Genomic DNA, 17,037 nt, shown 5'->3' on the forward strand with positions numbered 1-17,037 from the left:
TTATAAATCTGGTTTATTTTGTCGGCTTACGGTAGCCACCACCTGTTTCGCTAAAAACCAGTACTTCTACTTCACGTATTTCTTCCTTAAAGCCCAGCCCGTATTTATTCAATTCTTTTTTAACGTTTGCCAGATCTGTCCACGATGGGATGTTCAGGTCCATATCTACCTTTATGGTGTAGCCGCTGCCATCTATTGCAAAAGCATTTCCCTGATACTGGTTAAATTCTTTAACAAAAGCGGCTATACCTGCATTCCTGAGTCTAAAAAAGTGGCCTTCCTTGTAACTGTTATAACTTGGATCTATACCCTCGTTCTTTGTTTTCAGGAGATCTGCCTGTCCGGTACGTGTAAGCACCAGTGTTTTAAGCTTACGCTTTTCAAAATGAACGTCCAGACCGAGCAGGTCATTCAGGTCTTTGGCAATTTGATGGTAAACCTGCTGGTCTGTCTGCCCAGTATCAGGATTTAGTGATTCGTAGCAAATGGCATTTCTGCGATTCCATTCATCCCATGACAGCGCTTTATCATATTTGTATTTCGACTGATCATTAACTTCCCACACTATTCGATTGGGCTCAAAATCAACAATGGCATGTACCGTCTTCAGCCAGTCCATGCGCTGTGCATTGAACAGGGCCCACAGGTAGGTGGTGTATATAGGTTGGTTGATGACGTATGCGCGCACTGACCTTCTGGCAACATCCTTGCTTATACCACCCCTGTTTTCATTCATTATGGCCCCCGGCTTAATAGCAGGCTTATACTTGCTCAGCATCACATACTTCAGCATCACTGAAGGATCCGTACCTGCTATAGATGCAGTGTCTTTGATGGGTTTTGTAGCCCCATCAAAACGTCCGCCGAAGTCATCTTTTAAAGGCAAATCTACCTGCTTTCCCGCCAATACTGTTTCGATATTAGCAGCGGTTACCTCATCTTCCGAAGTAATAGCAACCACTTTACCCTTGTGCACCCATACTTCGTGGGGAACTGATTTATGTGGAAAATAGCCCGACAGCAGCAAATTATCATCCACTACTGTAAACAAACTTAAATTTTTAGTATTGCGGTTCTTCTTCCAAAGAGCATTCACCCGATCTTCTTCTTCAGCGATTACAGGAAGGATTTTAATCTGGTTGCCAAAATGCTGCTGTAAACTATCTATCCGCGGCATAGCTGCAATGCAGGCACCGCAATTGATTGCCCAAAAATTAATGATCAATAATTTATCCTTATAATCAGCAGTTTGGACAACAGCCTTTATTGCTGGAACTGTTTTCCTGACTGTAATATTTGGAAGCATATCCCCGATATGCAGTTCCTGTGATTTTGCTGTTCCAATGCCAAACAGCAAAATCACGAATAGATGTATCTTTTTCATTTTCATTGTACTTCCAATAACTCAATGGTACATTCCAGGACTCTTCCACCTGGTACATTTTCATACTTGCTTTTACATAAGCTGGCAGGCATATACAATACCCATTTAGATCCCTCGGGCATCATTTTCATCGCTTCCTCCATTCCGTACAAGCCCTTCTCCATTTTGTGGTTCCAAACATTATTGCCGTTACTGCCAATAATTTTGCCCTCTAAATTCCTTAAGGTATAATTGATGGTAACACGGTTAAATTTTTTAGGTTTAGGTCCCTTCCCTATCGTGACGACCTTATATTGAAGTCCTGAAGCGGTCTCTGTAATCCCAACTTGTGTCTTATTCTTTTTCAGAAAAGCTGCATCCTTTGCCTGCTGTTCTGTTTGGCTTTGCGCAGGCCTAACCTGTGCTTGTAATGCATTGGTTGAAAATAGTAGCATTGCCACCATCAGCCCCTTGAATGTTCTGTTCATATTTTTTTCCTTTCGCTTAAAATGAACTTATCTACTAACCGCTCTTCTTCTTTCAATAGCAGGCCATATGGTGCTAATGCTTTGCCAATAGCGGATAAGTCTGTCCATGAGTTTATGGTTAGGTCCAGTTTTTCCTCTCCTTTAGTTTCATTGAATACATAGGGGTTTTTAGCCAGGCGGTTTAATTTATAAACCAGTTCGTCTACAGAGTTTACAACATCTTCATTTGCTTTAGCCTGTGCAGGGGAAATGACCGTTTTTTTACCGGTGCTAACCAATACAAATACCTTCTCTTTACGCTTTTCCCAGCGTACCTTTAAACCAAGTAAGCTGTCGAGATCTGCGATGATCCCTCTCGAAATATCTTTGTTGGTCTGCCCTGTATCCCGTTTAACAGATTCAAAGCAGATGGCGTTTTCTCGCATCCAATAGCCACGATAACCTGTCTTAAAATCAGGTGTTAAAGTCGACTGGGACATATATTTCTTCGGGTCCTTCACTTCCCAGACAATCTGGTTCGGATCAATGGAAGATGAAGGTTTTACTAAATCCTTCAAGCTGACTATCGCATTCCAATTGGTTGCATAAGATGAAAAAATCGACTGATTAATGAACCAGGTTCTGATCGTCTTTTTTACCGAATCCCTTACAGTTCCTGTATTACCAAAAACACCTGCCGCACTAGCCCCATCCTTTTCCATGTAACCGCGTATTGCTGCATAAGTATGAATTGAATTCATATGCTCTTGCTTTTCATCAGGCGTAAACAGAGGCTGTTTACTGGCATCATAAAAATAATAATCATTTTTAACAGGCCAGTTTGGTGTTTTACCATCCAAAACTTGCTGGATATTATAGGCATCAACATAATCGGCATCGGTAATCCCAATCACTTCTCCTTTGTACACCCATACCTCATGAGGAATTGCCTCATGCGGAAAAAACGCCTTATATTTATTGTCTTCTACCACAGTTGGTAAAGCCAGTACCTTGGTGTATTTGTTCTTTTTCCAAAACCCGGTAACCAGGGCTCTCTCTTCATAAGTTACCGGTAAAACCTTAATCTTATTTCCGAACTGCTTTTGCAGGGCTTCCATCTTCGGTAGCGCGGCTACACAGCCACTACAACTGGTTGCCCAGAAATCTATAATTAAAAGTCTGTCTTTAAATGAGCCTGTATTTTCTTCAGTACTTACACGGTCAGTTCCGGCGTTTAAAAGTTTGCTTATTATAAAATCCGGGAGCTGGTCGCCTATTTTAAGGGCTGCCTCTGGCTGTTGTGCAACAGCATTGTTCACTACTCCAAATAGCACAAACAGCAATATTAAAATGAAATTATTCTTCATATTATTAAGCATAGAGTTAAAACAGTGGCCAAAATTGGCCACTGCAATTGTTAGGAATGAAATTTATATCATCTCGGGTTTTGTTCGGCGCCGGTGTTCCTGATCACCTGTCTAGGAATCAGTAAAGTATACCTAAGGTCATTTGCGGGTAAAGTACTCACTATATATAACGTCTTATCCGCTCTGGCCAGTTTCCTTTCGATGTTAACCTTAAACCTGTTGTCGCGGTTCAGCCTGCGTAAGTCTGTCCAACGTAATCCGCGCATCAGCAGTTCCTTTCTGCGTTCAGCCAGAATTTTTGTTAACGCCTCATCAACACTACCTGCAGTCATATTTACATATGTTCCGGTTGCCCACCTTGTAACCAGTAAGGTGTTCAGGGCAGTCATAGCCGCCGGGATATTATTCGCCCGGGCATAACATTCAGCCTTTATCAGATACATTTCATCAGCGGCCAACCCGTTAAACAAAGCTGAAGTGGTAGTCTCATCGTAATTCCCCCGAAACCTGAAGGTGCCGACATGGGCACTGCCGGTATTGGGTGCTAGAAACAGATCCTTTCTGAGGTCATTATCCGCATAAGCGTCAACCAGCTCCGGCACTATTCTTGCGCCAAAAGTATTAGGGTTAATCAAGGGTTGTCCAACCATAACCGAATGAAAGATCACTTCTTTGTTGAACCGCAGAAACGGAGGGTCCATATCCAACAAGTTGTTAAAATCCAGCAGGTGGTCAGCCGGCAAAGTTGCTAAAGCAGATTCGGCATTGGTAAGCGCCTTAGGATAATCTTCCATGGATAAGTAAGTTCTGGCCAGCATGGCATAAGCCGCTGCCTTATTGGGTCTAGCCGAAACCAGAGAAGCCGGAGGCAACAGCCCTGCCGCTTCCTGAAGATCCTGGGTGATCCGGTCATAGGTCTGTTGGACAGTGCCCCGTCCATACTGGTCGTTAAAATCAGGACTTAACCTTAGTGGAATACCTGCGTCTTGACCAGCTGTTGCCGGAAGATAAGCATTGGCATATTGCTGTGCAAGCGTCCAGAAGGCATAGGACCTAAAAAACAATGCCGAACCTCTGAGCGCATCAAGTGTTGCCTGACTGGTGCTTCCACCCTTCAGTTTTTCAAGTGCTTCCAGGACCAGATTGGCATTAAAAACCACCTTATATGGATTTATCCACTGGGGTGTAGATGATTCCCGCTGCGCCGCAGGCTCCCAGGTATAAAGCGCTTTGTTTTCCAGATCCGTTGCTGAACCGCTATATGTGGATTCACGCAGATAATAATCATCAGCTGAAGCCTCTCCATCACTTGGATAACCGACATTCATTGCCGCATAGTTATCGAGTACCAACTGGCAATCTTCAGCCGTTTCTATAAAAGCCTGTGTGTTCTCGCTCTTAACGTCCAGGTATTTTTCACAGGAACTGAAGACAATGCCAAGTATCAGGAGGGGCAATAAAATTCTATGTGTTTTCATTTTGTGAAGTTTAAAAGTTAGCGCTAAAACCTAAGTTATAAGTACGTGGCTGAGGATAATCATTAATATCAGGATCAATACCCAATTTATTTGCTCTCCACAAAATGCCGAGGTTATTGATGTTTGCGTAAACCCTTGGATTTTTGATAAAGCGGGATCCGGTTTTAAATGAATAACCCAGATTAATCTCCTGCAGACGAATGTGATCGGCCCTGATGACATTGATATCAGCAAATTGGTAATAGTTGTCTCTCGCCGTATTATTGATAGCATTCTGATAGACCTGTGAAGGTACATTGGTTTTCAGTTCATCACCAGGTTTTTGCCAGCGTTGACTATATTCCGCCCCAAGAAGTGTACCTTGTCCGATAAACTCCGGGAATAAAAAGCCATAGCCTACGATATCAGAAATAGGTCTTCTGGTATAATACCCCAGTTTATACATGATGTTGGCACTCAGGGTAAATGAACGGTAGCTGAAAGTGTGCTGGAAGGAACCGAAATAAACAGCAACCGATGAACCCATATAACGAAGATCAGAAACCGGTCCCTCATCTATGGCAGCCATAACTTCAAAATCTGTTCCGTCAACAGTCACCGCTTCTCCGTTGGAAATTACCCTCGGATCTCCGGTTTCAGGGTCTAAACCACCCCATTTGTAAGCAAATAAACTGGTTAGATCATATCCTACATTAAAGGTACTGCCAAATCTTTGTCCAACATTTGAAACCGGGGGTACAAATAGTTTAGTCAGTTTTACCCTGTTGTAACTCAAACGGAAAGTACTTTCCCACCTAAACGCACCTGTCACCAGATTTACGGAGTTTAAGGTAAAATCGACCCCATAGCCATGCAAGTTGCCTGAATTGAAGGATATACTGTTAAATCCGGTATTGGGATCTACCGGGTTACTTCCTATTAAATCAACAGTCCGTTTATCATAATACTCTATACTTCCTGATATACGGTTGTTCTTAAATCCAAAATCAAATCCCAGGTTCAGCATCCCTGTTCGTTCAGGACGAAGCGCTCTGTTAGGTGCATTAGTTGTTGTTGCGAAAGGCAGAAGCGTGGGGGAAGAAAGACCAGACAAAACAGAATAACGTATTACCGTGCGGGGAAGTGTTGAAGAATTAACGTTACCGTTGTATCCATAAGTCGCCCGGAACTTCAGGCTCGGGAGCCAGGTAAGCTTATAAAAAGCTTCCTTATCAATGTTCCATCCGGCACCAAATGAAAAGTATGGTGTCCCGCTTTTATTTGTCTTTAAACCAAACTGACTGGATCCATCCTTACGGATGCTTCCCGAAATGGTATACCTATTATTGTAGGTATACGCAGCATTGGAAAAAACGCTGAAGAGCCTGAGCCTTGAATCCGAAAAGCCGATACGTGCATCGCCTGCAACCGGGATTGCGCTGCTAAAGTTTCCGTCCAGGTCAGGGAATAAAAACGAATAACCGGTAGCATAATTTAATAGATTACTTGTGTAAAGCGTGTTTTCATCATAACCGTAATACTGATTATTATGCTGTTTATTGTAATCCTGACTTATATCAACCCCGGCGATAGCGGAAAGGGAATGTTTATCGCTCCAGGTTTTGTTTACATTCAGCAGCCCCCTTAAGGTATGTCTGTCCGACTCCGCATTTCTTGTAACCAATAGCCCCCCTAAAGGAATGTTCCTTGCCCCGTCCGGGCTAGTAAAACGGTTGATCAGCTCACGCATGTACCAGGAATCCTGCCTTCTAAGCTCGGTTGAGCCGTTTAGGACTTTGCTGTAATTGTAAGCAACATTAGCCGAAAAGACCTGACTTAACCGGTAAACCGTATTCAGGTTCAGGTTGAATGCGTGTACTTTACCCTTTAAATAGCCCTCGTTAATACTTTCCAGTGGCTTATAACTCATGTCCAGAATTTTATCCCCATAAGTTTGCTGTAAAAGATCTAAATAAACCGGCCGATACAGTTTGGCCACCACAGCTGGATTCCCCTGATCATCCACGAGCCTGGTATAAGGAAAAAAAGGCATTCCGATATTGGTAGCTTGTATTTGATCAGCCTGGTACTGACCGTCGGTATTTTGCCTGTTATACATAATCCCCCCGTTAAAATCTAGATTTTTCAGGAGTTTAACAGTTGTATTATAACCCAGTGAAAAATTATTTAAGGATGAACCTTTAGTATTTTGATTGTTTTTATTAAAAGCCCCGGACAGGCGGTAAGCTACGTTTTTAGATCCACCATCCACACTTAATGAATAGCGTTGTGCCATTGCGTTTTGCAAAAAATATTTATTAAAGTCCCGTCTGATATCATTTCCGCGCAAGGCATCGATCTGTTGGTCATAGATCGGATTATCCGGATTTGGATCTTTTCTTTGCAGGGTCATGATTTCCCATACAGGATTAGTGAATTTCTGAGGTGTGAAAAGTTCCGGATCCTGGAGACCGTCAGACTCCGGGTCTGCAAATTCCTGGTTAAACGAAAGCTTTTGTGCATCAATATAATCAGAAACCGTCATTTGGGGTTTATAAAAAAGATCTACCTTTTCAGCTACATTTATACTGCTGTTAAAGGATACCCGGACAGGCCGGTTAAGGGCACCTCGTTTTGTCTTTATCACAATAACCCCATTTGCAGCCCTGGAACCCCAAATTGAAGCTGACGCAGCATCTTTCAGGATAGTTACACTTTCCACGTCGTCAGGATTGATCAGGTCCTCGGCCCCTGAATAAGGAGCAGTAGTTCCATAGGGGGAAGCGATCCCGTCAATTACAATAAGCGGCCAGCCACTGGTATTAGTAGTGATCGATATATTACCAAGCGTATTCCTGCCGCGGATGGTCATCTGTCCAATAGTAGGTATCCGGCTTTTTTGGCTTGAATTTGTGGGTCTTAGTGTATTACGAAAGTCAAGACTTGTCGTGATCCCCTCTAACCTCCTCAGTAAATTAGGATCGTTGCTGTGCTGTAACTGTTTAGCCGTGATCACTTCAAACGAACCTGTAGCCCTTTCCTTAGGTATGTCCTGGTAACCTGTACTAACAATGGCTACTTCCCCCAATTCGCTGGCCGTAGTAATCATGTTAATTTTCAGCTGGCGATCGGAATCTTTCGCATTAACATTAATCTCTTTATTCGCATAACCCAAAAAGGAAACCACGAGCGTTCCCTTAACAGGCCCGTGAATCACAAAGTTACCCTGCGGAGTAGAGTGGGTAATCCGGGTGCCTTCTTTTAACTGAATTGTGGCGCCTGACAAAGGCAGCCCCTTTTCATTATAAACAGTCCCCTTATAATTAACAGAGTCCTGTCGCAAAAAGCTGGTAATTTTATCTTCCAACCGGTTGATAAGCGTAACTTCTTTTTTTGATACCACTACCGATTTATCTTCAATAGAATACGTTAAAGGCTGCCCCTCGAATATTTTATCAAGCACAATTTTTAAGTCTTCATTTTTTACCTGGATGCTAAAAGGTTTAATGGTCCTTATTGTTGCATCAACAAATACAAAATCATAACCCGTTTGGCTACGTATTTTATCGAATACCGTTTTCAGGGTAGCTGCCTTTTCGGACAAAGTTATTTTCTGTGCAAAGCTTGTTGCACTTACCTGCATGATAGAGACGATTAATAAAAGTGTGGTCAACTTCATAATCAACAGGATTTTATTAAAACAGCCTGGTGGCTGTACGAAATTTTTCTTGTAAAAAATGTACATTTGCTTTGTTTGGTTATTCAGTATGCCTTTGCATTTTCCAGATGAGCGGGCTACTGAGGTTCAATAATAATTTAATTGTTATCGTGATCCAGACTAAAGCCATTCCGTTTAAGACCCGGAATGGCTTTTTTCCATTCATTCTGTTACAGTTACCCTCCTTCCTTCTATTTTGAAATGAACACCTTTTGTTTTTTCCAGCATCTTTAAAACCTGGCTTATATTTTTAGATCGCGAAATTTTACCGGTAAATGCATCATCTTTCAGCTGGCCCTGATATTTTACCTCTATATCATACCATCTGGAGAGTGTGGTCATAATACTTACTATACTTTCACTGTTAAAATTGAAATCCCCATCCTTCCATGCTATCACCTCATCTAAATCAGCATCATGTACTTTTATGGCATTCTTTTCAACTATCGTTTGTTGCCCCGGACGAATAATCTTAAAAGCCATTTCAGTTAAAACCTTAACTGAACCCTCAAGCAAAGTAGTCTTTACAGGCTCATTCGGATACGAGCTAACATTAAAATGCGTCCCCAAAACTTCAATCTCCTGTCCCCCGGTTTTCACAACAAATGGATGCGATTTATCCTTTGCTACTTCCAGATAAGCCTCACCAGTAAGAATTATTCGTCTCCGTTTGCCACTAAATTTAGAAGGGAATTGAATCTTTGAATCTGCATTCATCCAGATACGAGTGCCATCAGATAGCATCACTTGATAAGTACCGCCCCGAGGGGTAGTTGCCGTCAGTGTTTGAATATTTAATTCTCTCGCCCCTTTAGGGAGAGAGGTCGCCTGGGACAGAGCGGGGTCTTGAATTTCCGTACCATCACTATAAGCTAGTTTATCGTTACCAATAACAACACCAGTCTTAGCATCACTCAGATGAACAGTTTTACCGTTTGCAAGCGTTATGGTCACTTTATTCCCTCCCGGTCCCACATCATTTGCATAATTACTTGCATTCACGATATCCTGTTTATTTCCCAAATTGATATAAAAATAAAAACCGACGCCAACAGTAAACAAAAATATAGCCGCTGCAGCAGTTATCCTTTTTAGGGTTAAAAGTTTTAACGTTTTTACAGGCTGATTGGAAGCAGGAAGTTTTGACCAAATCTCTTCACGAAGTTCATTGTAACCCGGTTCAACAAAATCGTCGGAAAGAGATCTAGATTGCTGATTAAACCAGTGATCTATCAATAGTTCTTCCTGTGAACTGCAAAGCCCATTTCTGTACCGGTCTAATAGTTGCCTTTCTTCTAAATAGCTTTGTTCGTTCATAACGCTGTTTTTCGGTTTGATTACAGGTATAACGACAAGCTCAGGCACAAGGCCCAGATGGAACTAAAAAAAAGTTAAGTAAATGTGAATAGAGTTTCCTAATTTGCTTTTAAGTATGCGGATGGCATTACCAATTTGATTTTTTACCGTTTTATTGGAAAGGTTAAGTTCTTCAGCAATCTCCTTATTTGATTTATAGCCTTTACGGCTCATTTCAAAAACAATACGCATTTTTTCAGGGAGTTTTTTTATTTCCAGTTCAATCTGGTCATAAAGTTCCTTTTCGATATACATCCTGTCTGGTAATGATTCACTGAGCTGTATCATTTTATTTAAAGATGCGAGATACTTGGTCTCTACTTTTAAATGCTTAACCAGATCCAAAATTTTATTTCTGGTTAAAGTATACAAAAATGCAGCAAGCGGAGGGTTGATGGTGACTTCAGAAATTTTAATCCAGAAAGCAGTAAATACCTCCTGAACTACATCTTTTGCAGCTGTTTCATCCTGTAACATTTTTCTGGCAAACCTAAATAGTATCTGCCAGTACCGGTCATAAATTATCTCATAAGCCTGCTTGTCTCCAGACTGGAATGCGCTCAGAAGATCGTCATCACTCTTATTTGATAATTGTGTCATACATAAATTTCGTACGAAATTACCAAAGTTAGGTAAATAATACTTACACTATCGTAAATAAAACTGATAAATTACCGTTAAAATGAAGTCCAGAAAATTTTCATTCAAAAATACCCATATCTAGGTATTTTCCGCTAAAAAAAGCCGGCTTACTTTTGGGAAGCTAAAGCCAACCCTATGAAAAATCTATTAAAAATAAAGCTATTGCTTTTCTTTCTTGCCTTGATCTTTATCATTAATTCTTGTAAAAAGAATAAAACTGAGTCCCCAGTCGTCGAAGAAGGTGGAGCACTGACATTAACCACGATCGATACTGAGTATTTTGGCACTAATGTATCCGTTAAAATACAGGTAGCTGGAACTGCCAAAATGAGAGAATGGGGAATCTGTTGGAGTATAAACCAAAATCCAACTACTTCAAATGGAAAAAATACGGGTACCATACTCCCTGGCACCACCAATATGTCTACCAGCGTGCTCGCTACACCTATTGAACCCTGTGTTAAATACTACGTGCGTGCCTATGCCATTACTACTACCGGTCAAACCTATTACGGTAATCAAATCGATTTCAAAGCCACTGGCATATTAAATGATTGCCATCCATTCAACGGATTTTGGCAGAACTCAGCAGCAACTATAGTGTTCAAAGGGAATTTTGAACATTTCGAATTCTACGCTATCACGCCTACTGCGAAACCGGAATATGGCTGGAGAAATGCATTGGATAGAAATTTGATCTCTATTGGATCGAGCTATATCTATAATTTAGTTAAAAAAACGACAAATACATGGGGCTGCACGGTCTTGTGGACCAAATCTAATCCTGGAGCTACCCTTACAGAAGAAGTTAAACCCGCTGCAAATTCAACACTCACCTTAAGTAGTGATGAAAAGTCAGTAACAATTAGCTCTACTAGTCCCTTTGGAACCGGACCAGGGACGGCTGTACTTTATAAAAAACCGTAATTTTTTTACTTATTCAAATACCTTTTATATAATTCGGCGCAAGCCAACGCATCACTTAAAGCATCATGGTGATTTAATGGGATCCGGTATTCTTGACATAGAGAGGCCAACTTTTGCCCGTAGATTTTATAGGTACACTGTTTATTATACACAGGTTGTTCAATCTGATAATAATCCAAAGTTTGAGAGAGACAACTGAAATCAAAAGCACCATTGTGAGCCACGACAACTTGTCCTTGGATAAAATGAGAAATTTCAGTCCAAACAGTTGAAAAATCAGGAGATCTACGGGTTCGCTCAGGGGTAATGCCATGAACTTCAATGTTCCTGTAAAAATAAAAATTATCAGGTGGACAAACTAATCGGTTAATAGTCTCTTTAATTATCCCATTTTCAACACGCACCAAACCAACTTGACAAATACTCCAGCGTTTACCATGGGCAGTTTCAAAATCAATTGCCGTAAAATTATGCTCCATAAATTTAACCTTGTCCTAAGTTTTGGCAAACTTACATAAACTAATCATTCCATTGCACCAATAAAAAATGGTTTGTCATAAATATAATTTCTCCAAACCATTTCGCAATGCTCTTGTTACAATCTACACTCCTCAGAAAAATTGATGACAAAAAATAGTTCCTAAATCTATAGCTTATGGAAAAATATTCAAAAAAGGTGTTAAATACCTAACCAAAAATAACACAGAAACCTGTGGACGAAATCCCTTGGATAAAGGTCGAGTGGCCAAGTGGTTAGGCAGGGATCAGCAAAATCTCTTAGGCGGTTCGAATCCGACCTCGATCTCTATTAGGGATAAAATCATTTTTATTAACAGCAATCAGGCTATTATGGAAATAAAAAAAGATGAAAGACATTGCAATAATTTGTGCTGGAGGCTTTGGAAGGGAAGTTAAAATGTTGATTGATCAAATCAATGAGGTAGAACAGGAATATAATCTTTTGGGGTATTACGATGATGATATAGCGCAATCAACTATCGTGAATGGTTATCCTATTTTAGGAGAAATTGAAGCGTTAAATAATATTTCAACTGAGTTAAGTACAGTTGTAGCAATAGCTTTACCTGCTTTAAAAAGAAAGGTATTAAGTAAAATAAATAATCCCTTAATTGTTCATCCAACATTAATTCATCCTAATGTGATCATTGGAAAAGATCAGGTTTCCATAGGAGAAGGCTGTATCATATGCGCAGGAAATATTATAACTGTAAACATTGAAATAGGCAAACATGTAATATTTAATTTAGGATGTACTTTGGGACACAATACGACGATTGGCGATTATTCTTCTTTTATGCCCTCAGTTAATGTTTCAGGAGAAGTAACGATTTACAAAGACGTTTTTGTCGGGACTGGAGCCCAGATTATAGATCACTTACAAATCGGTGAAGGAACAATTATAGGTGCTGGCGCCGTTGTCCACAAATCGTTACCGGCAAACTGTACCGCAATTGGCAGCCCCGCAAGGCCCGTAAAATTTCATAAATAATCCTTAATCTACTACAAATACTAATATTAACTCTTATGGAAGAACATAAATTTCTCATCAATTTTTCAAAACAATTTGATGAAACTGATCCCGAACTGATCAAGATCGACACTAATTTTAGAGAGCTGGATGAATGGAGCTCCTTAACTGCACTATCAGTTATGGCCATGTCTGATACAGAGTATGGTGTTAATTTAACAGCAGAAGACTTGGGAAAGTCTAGCACATTGGCCGATATATATAGAATAATAAAAGGAAAATTATAGGCTATTAACAATACAATGGAAGCAAAAATTAAGGCCATATCCTATTATTTACCGGAAAAGGTTTTCGATAATCAGGAAATAAATGAACTCTTCCCGGAATGGTCGATAGATAAAATCTCCAGTAAAACTGGAATTTATAATCGCCATATTTCGAATGATGATGAATTTTCATCAGATATGGCCGTTAAGGTGGCCGAGAAATTATTCGAAGAACATCAGATAGATCGGAATCACATTGACTTTATCCTTTTATGTACGCAAAGTCCGGATTACTTTTTACCAACCACCGCCTGTATTGTCCAAAATAAATTAGGGATTCCAACCTCTTGTGGGGCTTTAGATTTTAATTTAGGTTGCTCGGGCTTTGTTTATGGCCTAGGACTTTCAAAAGGTCTGATTTATAGTAGTGTTGCGACTAATGTTTTATTGATCACTGCTGAAACCTACAGTAAATTTATCCATCCACAGGATAAAAGCAATAGAACAATATTTGGAGATGCGGCTTCAGCTACTTTAATAACCATGAATGATGGATTTGCTGAAATAGGAAGTTTTGAACTTGGAACTGATGGTAAGGGTGCTGAAAACCTTATTGTAAAAAAGGGCGGACTAAGATTTCCAGGTCTTAGTTTACAAAATGAGGATGTTTTGGATGAATTCGGCAATGTGACTAACCCAGGTAAATTGTGCATGAATGGAGCAGAGATTTTTAGTTTTACTTCAACTGCAGTTCCTGAATTAATAAAAAATGTATTGTCTAAAAATAACATTCTGGCTGATGAGGTTAATTTATACATTTTTCACCAGGCCAATAAGTATATGCTAAATCATCTTCGGAAGAAAATAAACATTGAAGAAGAAAAGTTCTATTATTTTTTAGAGGACTGCGGAAATACAGTTTCATCGACTATTCCTATCGCTTTGACGGAAGCTAAAAAAGAGGACAAACTAAAAGGAAATGTTCTTCTTGCAGGTTTCGGAGTTGGTTATTCCTGGGCTGGTTGCCTACTTAAAATATCCTAACTCAGAAAGCTGAGCCTTAAACATAAAGAATTTGTTCATCAGTATAATAAGTGGTGGTATCATCTCGTATTTCTACTTTTATCGGTTTCCCTGTTGGACTACACTCCTTATTCGAATTATGAATCAGCAATAGATCAGGATCGATTTCATTAACTTTCAAAAAGTTTAGTTTTCTTGTTTCTTTAATACTGTCCAATAAAACATATTTAATTGTTTTATACAGTACTTTTACTTTATCCAGCGGGATTTTACTTGCTATTGAAAAAGGAGAAATTTCTGCAAACCAGAGAATTTCATCCGCGTAGGCCTCCTCGATTCCTCGAATCACCCGCTGATCCATTAGTACATATTTAATCTCTTCATTTCTATTAGAAAATTGATCTATTAAGTACTCGTAAGTCATTTCCTTACTCAATACGTCAGGAGCACTTGTTTGAATAGGGTTCAGACGGAATATGCTCAATTCGTAAACATCCTCAACAGAGAGGATTTGTCCACCGTTAAAATAAAGATTCAATAAACCATAATCAGCTTCCAGACTTTGTTCTATTACGCGCAGTTCTGCTGAAGGCATTAAGCTCATCTCCAAGACCGCATAATTCCTGAATTGGAACCACAAAGACAAACCTTCGCGCCATACCCTTTTCAATTCATGCCCAACCAACAGCTCGCTTAACTCTATTTGAGAAAAATTTGCGCATTGTTCCTTCTCAATGTCTACTCTTTGCAGAACTCTATTTTTAAATCTTTTCTCAAAGATCTCCGCACAAATTTCTAGATAAGGTAGTTCAAACATAATTTTATCAAGTACTTGGTGATGTTTTCTTTAAAGATACGATGAATCAAAACGCCCTAGTCTATCTTTAGTCAATTCAGTATTGATCTAAATCAAATTTAATTCAACATCGACCAAATACCAGCCTACTTTTTGCCCTTTGCATTGAGCAGCAGTATTTCCTTCAGCTCCTTCAATTCCTTCTTTAACAGATCAACCTCAGTTTTAAGCTGACTAATTTCTTCATCATGTTCCTGCCAGCCCTTCAGTAACGGAACCGTCATGGTCTGATAATTCAGCGACAATGTTTTGTTCGCATCATTATCAATGCGGATCAGCGACGGAAAATACTCTTGAACATTCTGTGCGATAAATCCGATCTGGTGCAAGTTCATATCCTTACGATCATAAGACACCGCGTGCAGTCGCCTTAGACTTTCTGAGACTGGAGGAATGGTCACAATATTCTTCTTGAGGCGCACATCCGAATTCGCTGTCACATCCCCTGTTGCAGTGATATCTCCAGAAACCATGACCTTTCCAGTCACACGCAGTTCCGAATTTACATCCAGAATAGTGAACATACCTTCTGCAGGTGTCAGTTTACCAATTAAAGTGCCATCAATCGCCCCATTGGTAATCTCTACGGCATCTTTGTTCTGAATAGCCATGGTACCCAATCCAAGGTTTACTCTTGCTTCTTCCGCAGTAATAGCACCCGTTCCACCCTTTTCAATGGCCACAACGGTACCAGTACCACCGCCGCCTGCGCCAAAAGCAAGTTCTGTCCAGTTTGCATCTACCAAACCACCTTTGAGTTGGTAAAGTTTTTCTTCTGAAATAACGTACACCAACATCCCGACACTTCTTCTTGCAGGGGTAATGCCATTTCGTCCTGCGATATCTGCTACCGAACGAAAACCTCCTTTACCATAAATCTCATTGTGTGTAGGATATTTATCGCTAAGGTCATTGGGTTCTACCGCACCGATCACCTTTACCTGTGCCGATGCACTCAGGCCAGTCAATGCCATTACTATTAAAAATGAATAGATATTCTTCATGCTTACTGAATATTAAAAGTTAGTCCCGCAGCGGTGTTGTCACGCTGCACATAAATCACATAGGATGTTGTTCCTCCAATTGCATTGGTAAACGATCTCGTCGTCTTCTCAAAAGCACCTGTAGAATCATTTACCCCAACAATAACCTTAGTCCCGCCGCCCCATGAAGCTGGAAAAGCAATAACCAATTTCTGTGGACCACTTGGCGTAGCTGATTTGTTAGATACTGCAGCTGTGGTACCGAACTCCTTGCCAGACAAGGCCAGGATCTGTGCGTCTGTTGGTGCAAAAGACACTCCATCCTCACCACCAGAGGTAAATCCCCAATAACGCTTCCACTGAAAGTCGATAGAGGCAGTCGCCGATGCCGTTTTATTATCTTTTGTCTTTACAGTCATTGTAAAGGAAGTTTTGGTGTTGTTTGTAGCTGTAGCGCTTTGTGTTCCGCTTACTGAAGCACCTGCAGCAGGTGTACTGCTAAAAACATTGGTTCCATTTACCGTAATCTCTGTAATTTCTTCTGTTGCAGCAGCCCTTGCAGCGCTCCATGATAGGAAAACAGAAGTACTACCTGCTGCCCCCATTTCTGCCACCCCCGATGGTGTTGCAGTAAGTGATGCCGATGGTCCCACAGAAGGATAAAATACCGCCTCAATCCATTTCGCAAGGTCATTAGTACCAGGATTCACATTCGTATAAAATTCTCCTGTGATCGGGCGGCTACCGTTAAAGCTCCCAATAGTACCACCACCACCCGAAGTAGCAAAGTCAGTCCAGTTGGCATTATCACTCAGCTCTGCAGGTAAATCTTTACAGATCAACTGGAAAGTTTTAGCCTTCCCGGTACCATCGTCCATTACCGTACACAGCATTCCCGGCTGCCGCCTGTCGGCACTGATGTTATTCCGTTCGGCAACCGTCGCCACCTGGTGATGCCCACCTTTGGCGTCATTGGTATAGATAATCACTTTCCCTTCTTTAGGAATCAGCGGATTCCCGACAAACTGGGCTTTAGCATCCGTAGGATGAAAGCACCAGGTACTTAAAGCGAGCACCATAAATCGGATTAAATGGCTGCTCCATTTTTGTTTGATTTGCATAT

15 protein-coding genes and 1 tRNA gene are annotated in these 17,037 nt (G+C 40.6%); 5 read left to right on the forward strand and 11 right to left on the reverse strand.

Annotation, left to right across the window (positions count from 1 at the left end):
• Positions 1–13: 13 nt before the first annotated feature.
• The 7 genes from EZ444_RS02195 to EZ444_RS02225 all read right to left on the reverse strand — a co-directional run bounded on the left by EZ444_RS02195 (position 14) and on the right by EZ444_RS02225 (position 10,328).
• Complete coding sequence (locus EZ444_RS02195; RefSeq protein WP_165503498.1) at positions 14–1,384, reverse strand: TlpA family protein disulfide reductase; 1,371 nt, start codon at positions 1,382–1,384, stop codon at positions 14–16.
• Positions 1,385–1,386: 2 nt separating this feature from the next.
• Positions 1,387–1,851 (reverse strand): FKBP-type peptidyl-prolyl cis-trans isomerase N-terminal domain-containing protein, encoded by a 465-nt coding sequence (locus EZ444_RS02200; RefSeq protein WP_131606779.1) that lies wholly within the window; start codon positions 1,849–1,851, stop codon positions 1,387–1,389.
• Entirely contained in the window at positions 1,848–3,197 is a 1,350-nt protein-coding gene (locus tag EZ444_RS02205) for a TlpA family protein disulfide reductase (RefSeq protein ID WP_165503499.1), read from the reverse strand. The genes EZ444_RS02200 and EZ444_RS02205 overlap by 4 nt, the downstream gene beginning before the upstream one ends.
• A gap of 68 nt (positions 3,198–3,265) precedes the next feature.
• Positions 3,266–4,675 carry a RagB/SusD family nutrient uptake outer membrane protein gene (locus tag EZ444_RS02210; RefSeq protein WP_131606783.1) on the reverse strand — a complete coding sequence of 470 codons (1,410 nt, stop codon included), beginning with the start codon at positions 4,673–4,675 and terminating at the stop codon, positions 3,266–3,268.
• 10 nt (positions 4,676–4,685) lie between these two features.
• Complete coding sequence (locus tag EZ444_RS02215; protein WP_225874604.1) at positions 4,686–8,333, reverse strand: SusC/RagA family TonB-linked outer membrane protein; 3,648 nt, start codon at positions 8,331–8,333, stop codon at positions 4,686–4,688.
• A gap of 201 nt (positions 8,334–8,534) precedes the next feature.
• Positions 8,535–9,689 (reverse strand): FecR family protein, encoded by a 1,155-nt coding sequence (locus tag EZ444_RS02220; protein ID WP_131606788.1) that lies wholly within the window; start codon positions 9,687–9,689, stop codon positions 8,535–8,537.
• 63 nt (positions 9,690–9,752) lie between these two features.
• Positions 9,753–10,328, reverse strand: coding sequence for an RNA polymerase sigma factor (locus EZ444_RS02225; RefSeq protein ID WP_131606790.1), 576 nt, complete (start codon positions 10,326–10,328; stop codon positions 9,753–9,755).
• Positions 10,329–10,505: 177 nt separating this feature from the next.
• On the opposite strand from EZ444_RS02225, the gene EZ444_RS02230 reads away from it, so the two are divergent.
• Positions 10,506–11,297 (forward strand): hypothetical protein, encoded by a 792-nt coding sequence (locus EZ444_RS02230; RefSeq protein WP_131606792.1) that lies wholly within the window; start codon positions 10,506–10,508, stop codon positions 11,295–11,297.
• 5 nt (positions 11,298–11,302) lie between these two features.
• Here the strand turns inward: EZ444_RS02230 and EZ444_RS02235 are convergent, their stop codons facing one another.
• Positions 11,303–11,776 carry a 3'-5' exonuclease gene (locus EZ444_RS02235; protein ID WP_131606795.1) on the reverse strand — a complete coding sequence of 158 codons (474 nt, stop codon included), beginning with the start codon at positions 11,774–11,776 and terminating at the stop codon, positions 11,303–11,305.
• 256 nt (positions 11,777–12,032) lie between these two features.
• On the opposite strand from EZ444_RS02235, the gene EZ444_RS27100 reads away from it, so the two are divergent.
• The 4 genes from EZ444_RS27100 (at position 12,033) to EZ444_RS02250 (ending at position 14,096) form a co-directional block, all read left to right on the forward strand.
• Positions 12,033–12,102 (forward strand) — tRNA-Cys (locus tag EZ444_RS27100).
• Between the two features lie 60 nt (positions 12,103–12,162).
• Complete coding sequence (locus EZ444_RS02240) at positions 12,163–12,807, forward strand: acetyltransferase (RefSeq protein WP_131606797.1); 645 nt, start codon at positions 12,163–12,165, stop codon at positions 12,805–12,807.
• Between the two features lie 35 nt (positions 12,808–12,842).
• Positions 12,843–13,073 carry an acyl carrier protein gene (locus EZ444_RS02245; protein ID WP_131606799.1) on the forward strand — a complete coding sequence of 77 codons (231 nt, stop codon included), beginning with the start codon at positions 12,843–12,845 and terminating at the stop codon, positions 13,071–13,073.
• A 15-nt stretch (positions 13,074–13,088) separates the two neighbouring features.
• Positions 13,089–14,096 carry a ketoacyl-ACP synthase III gene (locus tag EZ444_RS02250; protein WP_131606801.1) on the forward strand — a complete coding sequence of 336 codons (1,008 nt, stop codon included), beginning with the start codon at positions 13,089–13,091 and terminating at the stop codon, positions 14,094–14,096.
• Positions 14,097–14,112: 16 nt separating this feature from the next.
• Here EZ444_RS02250 and EZ444_RS02255 read toward each other — a convergent pair whose 3' ends face one another.
• The 3 genes from EZ444_RS02255 to EZ444_RS02265 form a co-directional block, all read right to left on the reverse strand.
• Complete coding sequence (locus tag EZ444_RS02255) at positions 14,113–14,892, reverse strand: DNA-formamidopyrimidine glycosylase family protein (protein WP_131606803.1); 780 nt, start codon at positions 14,890–14,892, stop codon at positions 14,113–14,115.
• Between the two features lie 125 nt (positions 14,893–15,017).
• Entirely contained in the window at positions 15,018–15,935 is a 918-nt protein-coding gene (locus EZ444_RS02260) for a tail fiber domain-containing protein (protein ID WP_131606805.1), read from the reverse strand.
• A gap of 2 nt (positions 15,936–15,937) precedes the next feature.
• Entirely contained in the window at positions 15,938–17,035 is a 1,098-nt protein-coding gene (locus EZ444_RS02265) for a hypothetical protein (protein ID WP_131606807.1), read from the reverse strand.
• Positions 17,036–17,037: the final 2 nt, after the last annotated feature.

This window comes from Pedobacter hiemivivus (assembly GCF_004331685.1).
Lineage (GTDB): Bacteria > Bacteroidota > Bacteroidia > Sphingobacteriales > Sphingobacteriaceae > Pedobacter > Pedobacter hiemivivus.

Bases quoted from the DNA above. Each gene is read 5' to 3' on its own strand.
- EZ444_RS02265 (WP_131606807.1), bottom strand. From the start codon at position 17,035: ATGCAAATCAAACAAAAATGGAGCAGCCATTTAATCCGATTTATGGTG.
- EZ444_RS02225 (WP_131606790.1), bottom strand. From the start codon at position 10,328: ATGACACAATTATCAAATAAGAGTGATGACGATCTTCTGAGCGCATTC.
- EZ444_RS02195 (WP_165503498.1), bottom strand. From the start codon at position 1,384: ATGAAAAAGATACATCTATTCGTGATTTTGCTGTTTGGCATTGGAACA.
- EZ444_RS02235 (WP_131606795.1), bottom strand. From the start codon at position 11,776: ATGGAGCATAATTTTACGGCAATTGATTTTGAAACTGCCCATGGTAAA.
- EZ444_RS02230 (WP_131606792.1), top strand. From the start codon at position 10,506: ATGAAAAATCTATTAAAAATAAAGCTATTGCTTTTCTTTCTTGCCTTG.
- EZ444_RS02250 (WP_131606801.1), top strand. From the start codon at position 13,089: ATGGAAGCAAAAATTAAGGCCATATCCTATTATTTACCGGAAAAGGTT.
- EZ444_RS02210 (WP_131606783.1), bottom strand. From the start codon at position 4,675: ATGAAAACACATAGAATTTTATTGCCCCTCCTGATACTTGGCATTGTC.
- EZ444_RS02200 (WP_131606779.1), bottom strand. From the start codon at position 1,851: ATGAACAGAACATTCAAGGGGCTGATGGTGGCAATGCTACTATTTTCA.
- EZ444_RS02245 (WP_131606799.1), top strand. From the start codon at position 12,843: ATGGAAGAACATAAATTTCTCATCAATTTTTCAAAACAATTTGATGAA.
- EZ444_RS02260 (WP_131606805.1), bottom strand. From the start codon at position 15,935: ATGAAGAATATCTATTCATTTTTAATAGTAATGGCATTGACTGGCCTG.
- EZ444_RS02215 (WP_225874604.1), bottom strand. From the start codon at position 8,333: ATGAAGTTGACCACACTTTTATTAATCGTCTCTATCATGCAGGTAAGT.
- EZ444_RS02220 (WP_131606788.1), bottom strand. From the start codon at position 9,689: ATGAACGAACAAAGCTATTTAGAAGAAAGGCAACTATTAGACCGGTAC.
- EZ444_RS02240 (WP_131606797.1), top strand. From the start codon at position 12,163: ATGAAAGACATTGCAATAATTTGTGCTGGAGGCTTTGGAAGGGAAGTT.
- EZ444_RS02255 (WP_131606803.1), bottom strand. From the start codon at position 14,892: ATGTTTGAACTACCTTATCTAGAAATTTGTGCGGAGATCTTTGAGAAA.
- EZ444_RS02205 (WP_165503499.1), bottom strand. From the start codon at position 3,197: ATGAAGAATAATTTCATTTTAATATTGCTGTTTGTGCTATTTGGAGTA.